Annotated in this window: 16 protein-coding genes; 7 read left to right on the plus strand and 9 right to left on the minus strand. The window is 44.3% G+C overall.

Annotated elements, in window-relative coordinates; translation table 11 throughout:
• Positions 1-54 precede the first annotated feature (54 nt).
• Positions 55-1,668 (minus strand): ATP-binding cassette domain-containing protein, encoded by a 1,614-nt coding sequence (locus tag DYADSP32_RS06340; protein WP_149243508.1) that lies wholly within the window; start codon positions 1,666-1,668, stop codon positions 55-57.
• 21 nt (positions 1,669-1,689) lie between these two features.
• On the opposite strand from DYADSP32_RS06340, the gene DYADSP32_RS06345 reads away from it, so the two are divergent.
• Positions 1,690-2,439, plus strand: coding sequence for a lysoplasmalogenase (locus DYADSP32_RS06345; RefSeq protein ID WP_149243507.1), 750 nt, complete (start codon positions 1,690-1,692; stop codon positions 2,437-2,439).
• Positions 2,440-2,482: 43 nt separating this feature from the next.
• Here the strand turns inward: DYADSP32_RS06345 and DYADSP32_RS06350 are convergent, their stop codons facing one another.
• The 4 genes from DYADSP32_RS06350 to folP form a co-directional block, all read right to left on the minus strand.
• Positions 2,483-3,757: a beta-propeller fold lactonase family protein gene (locus DYADSP32_RS06350; protein ID WP_149243506.1), complete on the minus strand. Its 1,275-nt coding sequence runs from the start codon at positions 3,755-3,757 to the stop codon at positions 2,483-2,485.
• A 311-nt stretch (positions 3,758-4,068) separates the two neighbouring features.
• Complete coding sequence (gene rpsT, locus DYADSP32_RS06355; RefSeq protein WP_149243505.1) at positions 4,069-4,332, minus strand: 30S ribosomal protein S20; 264 nt, start codon at positions 4,330-4,332, stop codon at positions 4,069-4,071.
• Positions 4,333-4,442: 110 nt separating this feature from the next.
• Positions 4,443-5,246, minus strand: a complete 804-nt coding sequence (cdaA, locus tag DYADSP32_RS06360; protein WP_149243504.1) for a diadenylate cyclase CdaA — start codon at positions 5,244-5,246, stop codon at positions 4,443-4,445.
• 39 nt (positions 5,247-5,285) lie between these two features.
• On the minus strand, positions 5,286-6,134 hold the full coding sequence (gene folP, locus DYADSP32_RS06365; RefSeq protein WP_149243503.1) for a dihydropteroate synthase: 849 nt from the start codon (positions 6,132-6,134) through the stop codon (positions 5,286-5,288).
• Between the two features lie 30 nt (positions 6,135-6,164).
• Between folP and DYADSP32_RS06370 the strand changes: the two genes are divergently transcribed.
• The 3 genes from DYADSP32_RS06370 (at position 6,165) to DYADSP32_RS06380 (ending at position 8,439) form a co-directional block, all read left to right on the plus strand.
• Positions 6,165-6,710, plus strand: a complete 546-nt coding sequence (locus DYADSP32_RS06370; RefSeq protein WP_414617567.1) for a DUF1599 domain-containing protein — start codon at positions 6,165-6,167, stop codon at positions 6,708-6,710.
• A gap of 49 nt (positions 6,711-6,759) precedes the next feature.
• Positions 6,760-7,851: a BT_3928 family protein gene (locus tag DYADSP32_RS06375; protein ID WP_149243501.1), complete on the plus strand. Its 1,092-nt coding sequence runs from the start codon at positions 6,760-6,762 to the stop codon at positions 7,849-7,851.
• An 84-nt stretch (positions 7,852-7,935) separates the two neighbouring features.
• The gene (locus DYADSP32_RS06380) at positions 7,936-8,439 is read left to right on the plus strand and encodes a shikimate kinase (RefSeq protein ID WP_149243500.1); all 504 of its coding nucleotides are present in this window, start codon (positions 7,936-7,938) and stop codon (positions 8,437-8,439) included.
• Positions 8,440-8,468: 29 nt separating this feature from the next.
• Here the strand turns inward: DYADSP32_RS06380 and DYADSP32_RS06385 are convergent, their stop codons facing one another.
• Positions 8,469-9,938: a hypothetical protein gene (locus tag DYADSP32_RS06385; RefSeq protein ID WP_414617568.1), complete on the minus strand. Its 1,470-nt coding sequence runs from the start codon at positions 9,936-9,938 to the stop codon at positions 8,469-8,471.
• A gap of 185 nt (positions 9,939-10,123) precedes the next feature.
• On the minus strand, positions 10,124-11,413 hold the full coding sequence (locus tag DYADSP32_RS06390) for a hypothetical protein (RefSeq protein WP_149243498.1): 1,290 nt from the start codon (positions 11,411-11,413) through the stop codon (positions 10,124-10,126).
• 180 nt (positions 11,414-11,593) lie between these two features.
• Between DYADSP32_RS06390 and proS the strand changes: the two genes are divergently transcribed.
• Positions 11,594-13,069: a proline--tRNA ligase gene (gene proS / locus DYADSP32_RS06395; RefSeq protein WP_149243497.1), complete on the plus strand. Its 1,476-nt coding sequence runs from the start codon at positions 11,594-11,596 to the stop codon at positions 13,067-13,069.
• 69 nt (positions 13,070-13,138) lie between these two features.
• On the plus strand, positions 13,139-13,570 hold the full coding sequence (locus DYADSP32_RS06400) for an FKBP-type peptidyl-prolyl cis-trans isomerase (protein WP_149243496.1): 432 nt from the start codon (positions 13,139-13,141) through the stop codon (positions 13,568-13,570).
• A gap of 149 nt (positions 13,571-13,719) precedes the next feature.
• Here the strand turns inward: DYADSP32_RS06400 and DYADSP32_RS06405 are convergent, their stop codons facing one another.
• Both DYADSP32_RS06405 and dprA read right to left on the minus strand, forming a co-directional pair.
• Positions 13,720-14,352, minus strand: coding sequence for an ATP-binding protein (locus DYADSP32_RS06405; RefSeq protein ID WP_149243495.1), 633 nt, complete (start codon positions 14,350-14,352; stop codon positions 13,720-13,722).
• A 15-nt stretch (positions 14,353-14,367) separates the two neighbouring features.
• Positions 14,368-15,501, minus strand: coding sequence for a DNA-processing protein DprA (gene dprA / locus DYADSP32_RS06410; protein WP_149243494.1), 1,134 nt, complete (start codon positions 15,499-15,501; stop codon positions 14,368-14,370).
• 138 nt (positions 15,502-15,639) lie between these two features.
• Between dprA and DYADSP32_RS06415 the strand changes: the two genes are divergently transcribed.
• Positions 15,640-17,463 carry an alpha-amylase family glycosyl hydrolase gene (locus DYADSP32_RS06415; RefSeq protein WP_149243493.1) on the plus strand — a complete coding sequence of 608 codons (1,824 nt, stop codon included), beginning with the start codon at positions 15,640-15,642 and terminating at the stop codon, positions 17,461-17,463.
• Positions 17,464-17,513 lie beyond the last annotated feature (50 nt).

Genomic DNA, 17,513 nt, shown 5'->3' on the forward strand with positions numbered 1-17,513 from the left:
GATGAATTTCACGGTCGTTCTTTTTTCTTGAGATCCTGTCACCCATCGAGTGCTCTAGTACAATTTCTGACGTTGCGCTTTAACCGTTTCATCTTTCAGAAATTCATCATAGGTCATCAGTTTATCCAGAATTCCTTTTGGTCCAATTTCAATGATACGATTGGCAATGGTATGCACGAACTGGTGATCATGGGAATAGAACAACAGACACCCCGAAAAATCAATGAGTCCATTGTTCAATGCGGTAATAGATTCAAGATCAAGGTGGTTGGTTGGATCATCGAGCACCAGTGCGTTGGCTCCGGAAAGCATCGTTCGCGACAGCATGCAACGAACCTTCTCTCCTCCCGAAAGCACCCTTGCTTTTTTGAGTGACTCTTCGCCCGAGAAAAGCATTCTCCCCAAAAATCCGCGAATAAAGCTCTCATCCTTTTCATCAGAGTACTGGCGTAACCAGTCCACAAGATTCAGATCAACATCAAAAAATGAAGTCGGATCCTTCGTAAAGTATGATTTTGTGATTGTTACTCCCCAGTTGTAAGTTCCTTTGTCGGCCTTTTGCTCCTCATTAATAATGTCAAAAAAAGCACTAATCGCCATCACATTCCGGCTAACAAAGGCAATCTTATCTCCCTTGTTTATATTGAAAGATACATTCTCAAAAAGTTTCGTTCCGTCGTCTGCTGTTTTGGCAAGGCCCTCAACACGCAGAAGCTGATCTCCAACCTCACGCTCGGATTTGAAAGCGATATACGGATATTTACGTGAAGACGGCTTGATATCATCGATCGTCAGCTTGTCCAGCAACTTCGCCCGTGAAGTCGCCTGCTTGGACTTGGATGCATTGGCACTGAATCTTCTTATAAAATCTTCCAGCTCCTTTTTCTTATCTTCCGACTTCCTGTTCGCATCCTGACGCTGCTTCAACGCAAGCTGACTCGACTCATACCAGAATGAATAATTTCCTGAAAACATCTGTACCTTGCTAAAATCAATATCAACCACATGCGTACACACCTCATCCAGAAAATGCCTGTCGTGGGAAACCACAATAACGGTATTCTTGAAATCGGCGAGGAAATTTTCCAGCCATAATACGGTCTCCACATCCAGGTTGTTTGTAGGTTCATCCAGCAGAAGAACGTCCGGATTGCCAAACAGTGCCTGTGCCAAAAGGACACGAACTTTATCGTTGGCATTCAGATCACTCATCTTTGCTGCGTGCAACTCCTCTCCCAGCCCAAGCCCACTCAACAACTGAGCGGCTTCTGTCTCCGCCTCCCAACCATTCAGATCGGCAAATTCGGCTTCAAGGTCAGCCGCCTTTTCACCATCAGCATCGGTAAAATCTTCTTTCTCATAAATGGCCTCCCGTTCTTTCATGATTTTATACAGGCGCTCATGCCCCAAAATCACGGTGTCCATAACGGTATATGCATCAAATTCGAATTGATCCTGTTTCAAAAAGGTCATCCTTTCGCCCGGGTTCATGCTTACTGAACCTGTCTGGGATTCAATTTCACCTGCAAAAATTTTAAGCAACGTTGATTTTCCGGCACCATTGGCACCAATGACACCATAACAATTACCAGGGACAAATTTTATATTAACCTCATCAAATAACACCCTTTTACCGTACCTGAGTGATACGTTCTGAACAGTAAGCATCTGAAAATCGAATTTTTATGAATGAAAGTGCAAAATTACGAAATTAAGAGCGATTTTGCACCCCATTTGCTATCATATCAACGACCCGAAGCAGTGAAAGACCATTTTCAGTTCCTATTCTTTTATACTGTTCTTACTTGTATAGAAATCTATGCAGAGATAGCACACCTCACCACCCTGGTCTATCTCACCAAGCCCTTGCTTATGGTCTCGCTGGCTTGTTTTTTCATTACGTCCAAAACTTCCTTAGAACCTCGGCAAAAACAGCTTTTTCCGATCGCCCTTTTCTTCGCGCTCGGCGGTGACGTTTTGTTAATGATCAGAGGGATGCATCTATTTATACCTGGCCTGGCTTCATTTTTAATCATGCAGCTATTTTACATTTCTGTTTTTAGCAGACAAATAAAAACCAAAACCACCAGGGCTGACTCACTCCTTAGCGCTATCCCCTTTTTAGGCTATGCCATAACCCTCTTTACATATATAGCACCCAATCTCACCGATCCCGTTATAAAAGTAGCGGTGGCAATCTATGCAGCAAGTATATCGGTAATGTCGTGGCTGGCATTTCGACGGCGGTCATCTGTTTCCAGGGTGTCCTTTCTTTATGTTTTTCTCGGAGCGTTACTATTTATGGTATCTGACTCCCTTATAGCAATAGGGCGATTTATAGCACCTATACCACTAAATGGGCTCTGGGTTATGGGCACCTACTCCGCAGCACAGCTCTTTATTACCTTAGGTTTGATAAAAACAAACCAGGCCGAATAAATCGGCCTGGTCAAATCACCTTACAATACGATTACTGAGCCTATCAGGGAATGACTCTCAAAGTATGCGCTCCCTTGGCAACGTTTATTTTCGCGCTCTGTCTTTTCAATGTAGGCGCATCTCCTTTTGTCACGGACCAAAATTCTACGCCACCATTGCCTACGCCATAGTCGAAATACTCGTATACCGAAACCGCCAAATTCGAACCATCTTTATCAAAAACAACACTTTGCGGATAAATTCCATCAAACGGATAGTCGGCTACCTTGGTCAACGCACCAGTTGCCCCCAGCTTGAATAACGTTAAAGAACTTCCGGTACCGGCACCTGCCTCGCTCCATGGAGAACCACTTTTAGCAGCATTCGCAGCAACCAGCAACGTTCCATCCGGACTGACGGCGAAAGAGCCGGTGTTGTTTCCTACTGCTACCTGACTCGCTACTTTGTGCTCTGCAGCACCGTCCATTGAAAAATCAACAACAAATACTTCATTTTCAGCAGAAGACTTTCCCTGAGTACCCTTCGAATCAAGCACTAAAAAATGCTTTCCATCATTAGAGAACTTGCCAAATGAAGGCTCGGTGCCAACCTTTATCGGCTTGCCCACCATTTCAATATTCTTCAACTTACCCGCCTCGCGCATCACTTTGTATAAACCTACCTCATTGGAGTTATCCAAAATAAATGCGATAAAATCACCGGATGGATGCCATGTCAAATCAGTAATTTTGTTCGCCGTATCCAATGCAGCTGGAAGATTCAGAAAACGGGCAGGTTTACCATCGGCGGCCGCCTCTATAAACACAAGTTCTTTTCCAGTATCACCAGTTGAAATAATCAGTTCGTTCTTATTGATGTCAATGGAAGTTGGCCGCTTACCAACAGGAAATCCAAACTTTGCCTTGGGGCCAGCCAGATTGGCAATATCGACCACGTAGAGTTTTTCACCTACTGGAAACTGCGTGGACGGATCCTTATATTCTGTGACAGCATCCTCTGGACGAAGGCGGCTTTCAAGTACATACGCCAGACCACCGGTGGTGGGAACGGCGATGGACTTGGTGTTGCCAATTGCCGAATTAGAGATCAAAGCGGTTCCTAAACCCTTTGCCCCTCTCTCCACCGGGAATTTTATCGTCGTCAACTGATCCTTTGCCGTGTTGTCTCTTAATAACTTGCCATCAATAAGTGACGAGGCCGACAAATCAGCATCCGATAAAACCACAAGGCCCCGTGCATTAAAACTAATTGGTGATTGAGCAGAAGCGGAAAAGGCTCCCAAGGCTGCTAAACCGGCAAAAATTGCTACTTTTTTCATTGAAAGAAGTTTAGTTAATAGTTGAACAATCTGATAAATTCTCACGCTTACTTAGTAAAAGAAACCCTGCCCACCTCCTGAAAGGCTATCAAGGTTTCTATGTTTATTTCGCAATATAGAAAAAAACCCATCAGATGGAGAAAACTAAATGCACTTTCTGGTCTTCCTATAATGACCCCTGCCGTACTTCATGGTCCCTTCCAACCCGCAAGCCGGACATCTTACCGTGCGCTAAATCGAGTGATAGGAGACCACCGGGCACAAAAAAACCCCGATGGGTTATCATCGGGGTCCAACTCTTGTAAGAAAAACTATGCCGCTATCGACAGTGAGTTCACAAGCTTAGCCAGTTTTGATTTCTGGTTAGACGCTTTTTTCTTATGAATAATATTTTTCTTTGCCAAACGATCCAACATAGAGGAAACTGTTTTGTAAACCTCTACAGCTACTGCCTTATCAGTCGTTTCACGCAATTTCTTTATGTAAGAACGGGTAGTTTTGTGTTGGTAACGGTTACGCAAACGTTTGGTTTCGTTAGCGCGAATTCTTTTTAAAGCTGATTTATGATTTGCCATTTTATTATGATAATATTTCTTTATTTCTCAATTGGTGTGCAAAAATAGCAATCTGTTCTTATAAAGCCAAATTTACAAGAAAATATATTTCATCATCGCCCTATGTCCATTCAATGAGTCAGGCGTTGTTTGTCCGAAGCTAAATACTCTTCAAGACGGCTTTGAATTTCCCCAACAGGGATTCCACCATGTAGCTCCCCATCGACCGCCAGTGAAATCTTTCCTGTTTGTTCGGAAATTACAATGACCACGGCGTCCGTAGCTTCACTCATTCCCATGGCTGCTCGGTGACGAAAACCTAACGATGATGGCACATCCACTCCATCAGCTACCGGCAACACGCAACGCGCAGCTTTCAGGCGACCATCTACGATAATTACTGCTCCATCATGAAGTTCGCTATACTGGTTAAAAAGGGAAGCGAGGAGCGGTTTGGATACCTTGGAGTCAATCAATTCACCCGTTTCTATGTATTTGCCAAGATCGTCACGTTTATTGACCACTATCAGGGCTCCATTGAAATTGGACGCAATCGTTTTACTTGCATCTACAATTTCTTTAAGGTTTTTGGTTTTTACATCAAGAACCGAGGTTCCCATAAACCGCTTGATGAAATCGTTGTTGGTATAGATGGTGGATTTCCCGATAATAAGCAAAAAACGTCTGATTTCCTGTTGAAAAATAACAATCAGCGCCACGGCTCCCACGCCCATGAAGTACTGCAAAATGGCAGTAAGTAAGCCCAATCCCAGCCCTTTGACAACCAGGTAAAAAACATATACAAATAAATACCCTAAAAAAACCCGGCTGGCAATACTGCCTCTTACAAGAATATAAACCTGATACAACAGAATTGAAACCAAAAATACATCAAGGACATCCGTCCAATTGATATTTAAAAAACCCACATTCATAAAAAAATCAATATTATTTAGCGACTAAATTACCATTTTTTAATTCACCCCACCAACTGCCATCCATAGTTTTATAGCTTCAACTGCCGGTTTCACATCATGAACCCTCAGAATTGAGGCGCCCTTTTGCAGTGCTATGGTATTTAAAACCGTGGTTCCGTTCATAGACTCCCCGGCCGTTACTCTTAATGTGCGATAAATGGTTGCCTTCCTGGAAATCCCAACCAATAAAGGGCATCCTAGTAAATGAAATTCGGATAGATCGTTGATTAATTCAAAATTTTGCTCAATCGTTTTAGCAAACCCAAAACCGGGATCAATCATGATATCTGAAATTCCACTGGCCCTTAGCGTATTTAATCCCTGGTTCAACTCCCCGATTACATCCATTACGATATGACGGTAGTCTGTTAATTGACTCATGGTCTGAGGGTTTCCACGCATGTGCATGAGTACATAAGGAACTCCCAGTGCTGCCACAGTATCAACCATATTCACATCTAAAAGCCCACCAGACACGTCATTGACCATGTCGGCACCACATTCAACAGCTAGCCTGGCTACCTCTGAACGAAAGGTATCAATGGATATGATAAGGTTTGGAAAATTCTTGTTAATCGGTTCAATAATGGCACCAATTCGCTCGCATTCCTCAGCAACCGAAATATCCTCAGCACCTGGCCTGGTAGAATAACCGCCAACATCTACAAATTGTGCCCCTTCTTCTTCCATTTCCCCCACCCGATCCAATACCGCAGCCAGCGACAAAAAACGGCTTCCGGAATAAAATGAATCCGGTGTAACATTCAGAATCCCCATAACCCGAGGCACCGACAGATCCATCAGCTCCCCCCTGATCTTGAGTGTTTTTTTACTAACTTGCGGCATAAAAATAAATTTCAAATAGACCAGAATCGCGTGAAACCGACAGAATCGGAATATCAGGAAATCATTCAGTATTGCCAAGATCTTTTTACAAAAAAAAATAAGGACTACGGAACTTCGTGGAGGATATTACGAATACCTTCCATCACAGATCAAATATTTATTAAGGCGCAACGCATCAGGACAATTCAGGAGAAGGGGTTACAAAAAGTAGAAGACAACATTGCTTTTGAGTTTGTAGGGATCATCAACTACTGCGTGATGGCGCTTATTCAGATAGAGTTGGGTAACAACCAAACAGAACTTGCGCCGGACGACCTCACAAATCAATATACCGAACAGGTTAAGGAGGTTAAAGAGCTTCTTTTTAATAAAAATCATGACTACGGTGAAGCGTGGCGCAACATGCGCATCAGCTCCATGACAGACATTATCCTGATGAAACTGTTGCGAATAAAACAAATTGAAGATAACCAAGGCGTTACACTTGTTTCTGAGGGTATTAAGTCGGGATATCAGGATATGATCAATTACTCCGTTTTTTGTCTCATTAAATCCAACGGCCTGAACACCAACTAAAACTGTCGTCGTAAGCCAGCTCAATCCATTTGCACAAATACAATTTTCAATGAAAATATCAGCTCAGATCTCCCGCCTCATCGTTGGCTTGTTATTTATATTTTCAGGACTGATCAAAATAAACGACCCCGTAGGAACCGAGCTTAAGCTCGAGGAATACTTTGAAGTCTTCGCTGCCGATTTCTCCTATTTCCATGATCTATTTAATGCGCTAATTCCGCTCTCGTTATACTTATCCGTATTTCTGTGCACGGCAGAAATTGTTCTCGGTGTAGCCCTTCTGGTAGGGTACAAGCCACGAACCACCACGGTGCTATTACTTCTTATAACAGTATTCTTCACATTTCTTACGTTTTATTCGGCTTACTACAACAAGGTAACCGATTGCGGCTGTTTCGGAGACGCAATCAAGCTGACGCCCTGGACCTCTTTTGGTAAGGACTTGTTTTTGCTTGCCCTAATTTTAATACTTGTTTATTACCGAAAAAAAATCAAACCGCTACCCACCGGATTCATCGTTGTCCTTGCCACCTTGGGTTCGCTCGGCATCGCTGTGTACGCCATTCGTCATTTACCCCTTATCGACATGCTACCTTACAAGGTTGGATCCAACATACCGGCCCAAATGAAGCCATCGGAGCCTCTGCGTTACCTCTACACTTTCGAAAAGGATGGAAAAACGCATCAGTATGAGCAATACCCTTCGGACACTACACTAGTGTTTAAGGACATGAGCGTAATAAACGAAGACGCCAAACCTAAAATCACGGACTACAAAGTGTGGAATGATGAAGCCGATTTTACGCAGTCTACGTTTGAAGGGAAAAAGCTGTTTTTGATTCTGAAAAATTTCAATGACATAAATACAGCTGCTTTACCCGACATTCGTAAACTTGTGTCAGGTCTTAAGGTAGAAGGAATTGAGCCTATCATTCTTACATCCGGAAGCGGCGCAGAGACAACACAGTTTCTTCGTGAGCATCAAATATCTGTGCCTTTCTACTATGCCGATGCAACTGTACTTAAGACAATCTCGCGTTCCAATCCTGGAATCTGGCTCTTGAAAGATGGGACAGTCAAAGGGAAGTGGCACTATAACGATACGCCTTCTGTCCGGCAGGTTGCGGATTTGGTCAGGTAACCCATTACAATACTGAATAATACAAATCACACCAATTTCTCTTATACCTATTGCTGATCCCGACGGGATTGGAAATTGCCGGAAATGAAAAATATAATACTTGTCGGAATGATGTCTTCCGGAAAATCTACACTTGGAAAAAAGCTAGCCCGCATGATGGGCTATCGATTTCTCGATTTGGACAAATTAATTGAATCAAGAGAGGGAATGGCTATTTCCCTTATCTTTTCATCGAAAGGGGAGCCGTACTTTCGAAAACTTGAAAGCGAGGTTTTAAAGGAAATCCAAGCTAACCGCGGTATAATACTGGCATCTGGTGGGGGCACCCCCTGCTTTTATGATAACATGCAGTACATCAATAACTTAGGCATAAGTGTTTTTCTGGATATACCAGCATCCGATCTGGCCAAACGGATTGAAAATCACGGTAAAGACGACAGACCCATCCTATCAGGCGTATCGTCGCTGGAACTAGAACTAAAGCAAAAAATAGAACAGCGAATGCCATTCTATTCTCAAGCGCAACTTACAGTACAAGGCCAAACCGAGGCGGGGGAATTGCTCAGGTTAATAAAACCTTTAATTTAAGTGTGATTTATACCTTAGCAGCCAAGTTTTCAGAACAAGAAACCAACGGTAAGAACCACATTCGTAATCTTATTGTCGATTTCGGCAGACGAATAATCCTGTTGATTTTGCAATACGTAGGGCGTGTAGGCGGATTGAAAGCTCGAAAATGTGCCCGCTATATCAGCAAAAAAACGATTCATACGGACACCTAATCCCGCCGAATAGATCAATTTATCCCGCTTAATGTCATCAAACTTTTCCTTGGACGGATCTGAAAGGTATGCCAGACCAAGCCGTGCCCTAAAAATTCCGGCCCGATACTCTCCCCCAACTCTTGCATTAACCACATTTCGGTAAAGATCCTGCACCTCTGATTTTGTTTCATCCTTAAAGCCCTGGTTTTGCTGGCTGTTTTGATAGTACGATGAGTTAGCTCTCATACCGGAATATCCTACATACTCAACGGTTCCACTAATAAATCCACTCCTCCCAACAAAAAAGGTAGCGCCTGCGGAGCCTCTGAACGGGCCTGTCATAGAATACTGAAACTCATTCGGTTCCAAAGCTATATCTGTATCAATTGGCCCAACATCCTGCCCCTGCTCATTCTTAATGGAGCCGGCTATGTAATCTGCACGTACATTTTGGTTGAAAATTTCACTGCTGATTCGTGCAAAAGTGGGTGTGGACAAGGATCCGCCCAACTGCACTATTGGTGACACCTTGTATATGACGCCCAGGGTCGCATTAATCCCATTGGATCTCACGGTAAAATCTTCATCCAGAACAGAACTTCTAAAAACGGTGCCATTCACGTATGTATCCTGCAACGAATGCATAAAGGAATATTTCACGCCCGTAAAACCTACTGAGCCACCTACATACAGCTTATCGTCATAATTTCCGCCATAGGAGATTGACCATTGAGAGTGTGATCCTTCGGAATCAAAAATCCCGTCCTGTCTGGTGGGTTTATCGCGGTCATCCCGAACATAGGTCTTACCTGTTGCCGTAGTAGGATAGATCATCTGAAGGCCAAAGTAAGCTTCATCCAGAAAATTATATCTACCACCATTGGCATCATACTCATCATCGTAATCGGCCGCTGTCCAGCCCAATCTATTAGCATCTTCCACAACCTTATCCACATATGCGCTGCGGTTATTCAGTCCCCTGTAATTAAATGAATTCTGGAACGACTGTTGTCTGGAGTATGAAATCCCTAACGAAGTCCTCTTCCATTTCCTTTGAAAGCCAGGTTGACTTGTGATGACCAGAGAAGCCTGCGTAAGGCCACCGGTCGATTTACCTGAAGAGGTCATCTGATCAATGTAATTGGTGTTGGTATTTACATTGGTGAATACAGGACTGAGCGTAAATTCGGATCGGTTATAAAATCCCAGACCGGCCGGGTTTCCACTAATTGAACTTGGATCTCCACCCAGTGAGGCGTGATTGCCTCCAATGGCCTGAAAACGTGCCGATCCCGCCTGATTTATCTCTGAATATCTAAACATGTCAGATGCATATTGTGCGGAAGCTGAAACCGACAAAAACAGACCGAAAAGCATCCCAATTCCAATGACTATTCTTTGCATGGCTGATTATTATCTAATTAAAATTACTGGATATTAAACGAAGACCCTGCAAAAATATGACATTTTGCAGGGTCAAAATATTTCGATTCTAGAATTATTGTCAATTATCTTGGTCCACGTGACGAAGAACGTGCTCCTCCACCAGAAGAACCTCCACCACTTGGTGCACTGTAGCTTCTTGACGGTGCGCTGTATGAAGGCGTTGGCGCGCTGTAGGTATTGTTACTACGCGCAGGTGCCCTGTAAGATTCGGTACTTCTGCTTGGTGAACTGTAAGTACTGTTGCTTCTGGAAGGAGCCGAGTTATAGTTCGACTGGCTTCTTGCCGGTGCTCTGTATGCGGGAGCTGTTCCTGATGCGTCATAAGCGCCAGCGCTTCTTGAGGACCTAGGTGCAGTGTAGTTGCGTACTCCCTCCGCTGCAGAATAATTGGAAGCATTCGACCTTGGGCGCGCGTAGTAGGTATTATTCGCGTCACCAGCGTTATAACTTCTGCCGCTACGTGAAGCGTTTGAAGCCTCCGCATTGACCCGGCCAGAACTGTAACCGGTAGAACGATTAGATCTTGGAGATCTGTAATCAGATCCATCTACCGATTCTGCGGAACGCCTACCGTTTCCGGAGTTGACATTGGAACGTGGCGTATTCACAAACCCGTTGTTGTAACGATCGGCTCTTCTTGCGTTTCCACTAGTTGCCGTGCGCGGACCGAACGAACGCGTCAGACCCGGACGTTCGTAGTTATTGACCACAATCACAGGCCTTCCATAACCACCATATCCGTAACCACCGTAGTAATTGTTGAACATGCCGAATCCACCGCCGTAAAAACTATTGTATCCAAATGGATCATATCCAAACGGACTATAACCGAAAGCGTCGTACATACCTCCATATCCCCATGGCGAGTATCCGTAAGCAAGCATAGAACCCATTCCAAAACCCATGTAAGGACTCATTCTGAAACCACGACCCATTCCGAACATGAAACTCATGCTGCTACCGGGGAAGAACGAACCGAATCCGTTGTAACCAAAATTATTGTAAGGATTGGAAAACCGTGTAGCCTGATTGTAACCATCAACGAAACCAGCATTATATCCTACCTCGCTGGATACCGCACGCTTTACACTTGACGCAGCCAGATAGGATTCATCATAATAATCCGCAGTACCCTGCGTATTCTCGTAAGACTGCTGATAATCCGGATTATTGGATCGGGCATAGGAATCATCGGGATCTACATTCTTTCGTTCCACCTGAGCCGGACCTGAATTTCCACCGTATAGGTCATCATATCCCGCACCGGACCCGGATATGTACTGATTGGTTGTGCAACCTCCCATTCCAACGAGCACCAACAGTGACAAATATTTTGTTTTATTTATTAACATGGCTTAAAACGGTTAAATGTTTGTTGCTAATATACCTGATATTTCTTGCAACTAGTAAAGAAACAGCAATAAAGTGGTATTAATTCCAAAGTTAACATAAAAAACTATCTTTGCAAATTCAAAAAACCGCTGGTTACTGACCACGGAAAACTCCATATTTATTTAAAATTAATCCCAATAATGAGTAAAGCCTTGCCTACCCGAAGTGAAAACTACTCCGAATGGTACAACGAATTGGTAAAACGGGCCGACCTGGCCGAAAACTCCGCCGTTAGAGGCTGCATGGTCATAAAGCCCTACGGCTATTCTATCTGGGAAAAAATGCAGCGTGCCCTGGACGATATGTTTAAAGAAACCGGCCACAGTAACGCCTACTTCCCTTTATTTATTCCTAAATCCTACTTGAGTAAAGAGGCCTCACATGTAGAAGGTTTCGCTAAGGAATGTGCAGTGGTTACACATTATCGGCTCAAAAACGACCCGGATGGAAAAGGAGTGATTGTTGATCCTGAAGCGAAACTTGAGGAGGAATTGATTGTGCGTCCCACTTCAGAAACGGTCATATGGAGCACCTACAAAAACTGGGTACAATCGTACCGCGACCTCCCGTTGCTGATCAACCAATGGGCCAATGTTGTCCGCTGGGAGATGCGCACAAGGTTGTTTTTACGCACTACAGAATTTCTTTGGCAGGAAGGACATACCGCTCACTCCACTTCGGCCGAGGCCGTGGCGGAAACCAAGCAAATGTTGGATGTCTATGCAACATTCGCGGAAGAGTGGATGGCTCTGCCGGTGCTGAAAGGTGTAAAAACTGCGAATGAACGGTTCGCAGGAGCTGTGGACACCTATTGCATAGAAGCATTGATGCAAGATGGGAAGGCACTTCAGGCCGGTACTTCCCATTTCCTGGGTCAGAATTTCGCGGCAGCATTTGATGTAAAATTCCAGGACCGGGATGGGAAACTGGAATACGTTTGGGGAACCTCCTGGGGAGTCAGTACCAGGCTTATGGGTGCTTTGATTATGGCACATTCGGACGACGCGGGATTGGTTCTTCCTCCCAAATTGGCGCCAATCCAGGTTGTGATCATACCAATTTATAAAAATGAAGAACAGTTGGCTGCCATAGCCGAGAAAGCCAATGATTTAGCTAAGCAACTTAAAAAGTTGGGCATCAGTGTAAAATTCGATCAGAATGATGCTTACAAGCCTGGCTATAAGTTTGCTGAGTACGAATTGAAAGGCGTACCCGTACGGCTCGCCATGGGTGCCCGGGACCTGGAAAACGGAACGGTTGAAGTGGCTCGGAGAGACACTAAAACAAAAGAAACGGTTGGTCTTGAAGGCATTGCCGACCATATTTCCAAATTACTGGATAACATTCAGGAATCGATCTATGACAAGGCGTTGGCCTTCCGTGAAGAAAATACCTTTAGTGTGGACACGTTTGAGGAATTCAATAAAGTGCTTGAATCCAAAGGCGGGTTTATTCTTGCCCACTGGGATGGGACTTCTGAAACTGAGGAAAAAATCAAAGAAGAGACGAAAGCGACCATACGGTGCATCCCTTTGAACCAAAAACAAGAAACAGGGGTTTGCATCTACTCTGGTAAACCTTCGACAGGCAGGGTTGTTTTTGCCCGGGCTTATTAGCAGGCCCGTATAAGGACATAATACGATTACTTTCCGCTCTCGGTAAATAACATAAATCAAATAAAAACTATGAAGCAGGCGCAGGCAGGAAATACAGTTCTCGTTCATTATAAAGGCACCTTGCCTGATGGACAACTTTTTGATTCATCCGAAGGTCGTGAGCCTTTGTCTTTTGAATTGGGTAGCGGAATGGTCATCAAAGGTTTTGACGACGGGGTAACCGGCATGGAAATAGGTGATAAAAAAACGGTTCACATCCCCAATGCGGATGCATATGGCCCCATCAATGAGGAAATGATTATCGATTTCCCAAGGAATCAAATCCCGGACGAGGTTCCTCTTGTAGTAGGAGAAACATTAAATATGCATCAGGAGGGTAATGGCCAGGTGATGCAGGTTGTGATCAGGGAAGTCACCGACGAGCACGTGATTCTGGACGCCAATCACCCCCTTGCAGGTCAGGATCTCATTTTTGAGCTGGAGCTGGTTGGGATAGCGTAACCAGCCGAAGGCACCGTTCAAACTAATTTTATAAAATAAGTAAAAGCCGAAATCAATTGAGAAGGATCAGATTCCTGCCTCAATGATTTCGGCTTTTGTTTAGCAAATAAATACATCGGCATGCGTCGTATTTGCCTGGAAATAATCAATCAGTTATTCCGAAGTTTCAGACTGAAAAGTCCTGCCTTACCGAGCGATATTTTTAAAAGGATTTGTTTCTCAGCCAGGTCATTCAACATTCGCTCCGCACGTTTATCAGAAATGTTAATCATTTTGGCATAGGACTTTACCGTAACCGTATCATTTTCCCGAAGAAATTGAATAAGGGTTTTCACATGTCGTGTGTTTAGGATCTTTTGCAGATCAACATTTTCCGACACTTGTACCAGCAACTTGGGTGTAGGAACACTTTTGTCTTTTACCCGGATATAAACCGTGTGGTGATTTTTTTCATTAATCGCCACGTGCGGCTTTTCCAGGCTTTCTTCTACCTCAATTCTTAGAATATTTTTCCCGTCTAAAACCAGCGACCTGAATCCCAGGGAGATCGGAGGTTCAGACAATTCGCGGCAGGCCCTCTCAAGCTTTTGCAATTCTGTCAATTCCGAATCTACACCAATAATTTCCCCGCTGTCCCCTACCCCCACAAGCAACACCCCGCCCGATGTATTGGCGAAAGAAACAATTGTCTTGGCAATTTTAAAGGAACTATCAATGGTGCGCTTAAATTCAATGTTCAATCCTTCCCCTTTTTTAATCAATTGAATGGTACTTACGCTCATAGACTTTTGTGATACCTACATGAGAGAATATTTCTTACCCGGCAATGACCTAACCATCCCTTGAAATTCCAGGTTCAAAAGTAGATTCGCTAATTTGTTAAAGTGCATCCCACTTTGCCAGCTCAATTCATCCACCTGCATGGGCCCATTTTTCTTCAAAAGTGATAACACCTGCCCTTCATCCAATGTAAATCCCTCAAAACTAGGTGGAGCTGAGGTTGAAGATTCAGTAAGATTTCGATCATCAGCATTTTCGTTCAAGTGCCATCCTATGGAAGCAGCCATATCTTTAACCGAGGTAAAAATAATAGCCTTTTGGTCACGAATCAGTTGGTTACACCCCTCGGAGTGCGGGCTGTTCAAGCTACCCGGAACCGCGAAAACCTCTCGATGGTAATTCTGCGCAAACTCAGCTGTGATCAGGCTCCCTCCTTTGGCTGCCGACTCCACTACAATCGTAACATCACTGAGACCGGCAATAATCCGGTTCCGGGCTGGGAAACGCATAAACTCGGGTTTGGTTGCCATGGCATTTTCAGTTACCAAGCCACCCGATTCCATCATTTCCCTGGAAGTCTTTTTATGCGCTGCCGGGTAAATCGCGTTCAGTCCTCCGGCCATCACACCAATGGTAGGAATTTCATTTTTCAGGCAAGCTCTGTGTGCCGTAATATCAACTCCATATGCAAGGCCGCTCACCACAAGGGGCTTGTAGGGTACCAGTTCTTTAATTATGGCTTCTGTCACTGATTTGCCATATTCGCTGATTTGCCGGGTGCCTACAATACCCAGTGTCCGCTGCATATTGTAGCTAAAATTCCCCTGGGAATATAACACGACCGGTGCATCATATAAGGTTTTTAGCCGGGATGGATAATCACCATCCGTATAAAAATGTAAACGGCCCCCCTGCTTCTCACAATCTTCCAACTCCTTTTCTGCAAATGCAATTTTGTCCTTTTTGAGTATTTCCCGAACAACCTTGTCACCAATTCCAGGGATTTTGATCAGCTTCTTAAAATCTGATTTATAAACATTGGCCGCACCTCCGCAATAGCTGATGAGCTGCCTGATCGTTACCGCCCCCACTCCTGGCGTATGTACCAATGCGAGCGTGCTGATTCGGTCGTCTTCTGTTGAGAGAAGCATATATTTTTAACGGGTTGATGAAAAATGTAATTGTCCGTATGATCACCAAAAGTGTACACCAAAAAGCTGGCACAAATTTTGAGTATACCTTAAAACATAATTGTACCTCAAAACTAGTCATAATCTTTAAAAGCTTACATGGAAAAATTATCAGAAGTTGACACAGAAATTGCAACGAAGTTTGAAGGAATGGGAGCCACATGCCACGAAGAAGGTGTTTTTTTCAGGGTATGGGCACCGCATGCTGAACAAGTCTCTGTTGTAGGCAGCTTTAATGACTGGAACCCGGACGCACATCCCCTTATTCAGGAAGAAAACGGTCATTGGGGCAATTTGATAAGCGATGCAAAAGTTGATGATGAATATAAATATTACCTTAAAACCACGGCAGGAGATCTGCAAAGAAACGATCCGTATGCTTTAAAGATGACCAATTCGGCCGGAAATAGCGTGATCTACGACCAGAGTGCCTTCGATTGGCATGGGGATGTGTTTCACATTCCGGCATGGCACGAACTGGTAGTTTATGAACTGCATATCGGTACGTTTAATGCCAAAGAAAAAGACCAGGTGGGTACGCTTTACACGGCTATAGAAAAACTGGATTATCTGAAGGGCCTGGGAATCAATGCTGTTGAATTAATGCCCTGTTCTGAGTTTGCAGGATCAAGATCCTGGGGATATAATCCCGCAAACCCTTTTGCAATAGAGTCGGACTATGGAGGCCCGGATGGACTTAAAAATTTCGTAAAAGCTGCTCACGAAGCCGGAATTGCGGTTATTCTTGATGTGGTGTACAACCACTTCGGTCCATCCGATATGGATCTTTGGCAGTTTGATGGATGGCATGAAAACGATGGGGGTGGTATTTACTTTTACAATGACTGGAAGTCCGATACGCCCTGGGGCAGTACAAGGCCGGATTTCGGCCGAAAGGAAGTTCGCGACTACATCCATGAAAACGCGATGATGTGGCTCCGAGATTATCATATTGACGGGTTAAGAATGGACATGGTGCCTTACATCCGGAATGTGAAAGCAGACGGCAATCCAGGCAACGACATCCCTGAAGGCATTACGCTGATGCAATGGATCAACAAGGATATCTCTGAGCAATTTCCCAACCACATTACCATCGCGGAAGACATGCATTCTTTGGACTTCATCACCAATTCTGTGGAGAACGGAGGTATGGGATATGGATCTCAGTGGGACGCAAAATTTGTTCATGCTGTGCGGGACGCCATCATCACACCTAATGACTCCGACAGGGACATCAGTTCTGTATCCGAGGCAGTGCAGTCGCGCTATAACCTGGACTCGTTTCAGCGCATAATCTATACCGAATCTCACGATGAAGTAGCCAATGGCCAGGCCAGAGTGGCAGAAGAAATTGCAGACGGGGATGTGAATAACTGGTATTCTAAAAAGAGAGCGGCACTGGGCGTGGTATTGGTAATGACATCGCCTGGCATACCGATGGTGTTTCAGGGACAACCTTTGCTTGCGGATAAATGGTTTTCAGATAACGACCCGATTGACTGGTCGAGGCTGGAAAAATTCAGCGGATTCGCTAACCTTCATCGTGATGTCATTCATCTGAGACGTAACTGGTTTGGCGTAACCAAAGGCTTACAGGGACAACATGTTCAGATCCTGAGAGAAGACAACGATAAAAAAGTCCTTGTGCTTCATCGTTATGCTGATGAGGGGCCAAAGGACAGTGTGCTAGTCGCGTTTAATTTCTCACACGAGACCTTTGAAGATTATAAAGTAGGACTACCACGAGGGGGCAAATGGCATCTCCGATTCAATAGCGATCTCGCAGAGTACGACCCGGATTTTTCGGATCAGGCGGTATTTGATCTGGAAACAATGGAAGGCGAATACGACCAATGTCATCATTATGCTTCGTTGCATTTACCTCCGTATACCGCTTTGATTTTCTCCCAAGAAGATTGATAAGTATCGGGAAAATAATTTCATGATAGAGTCCGTCTTCCACTGAGGAG

Source organism: Dyadobacter sp. 32, assembly GCF_902506755.1.
Classification (GTDB): Bacteria; Bacteroidota; Bacteroidia; order Cytophagales; family Spirosomataceae; genus Dyadobacter.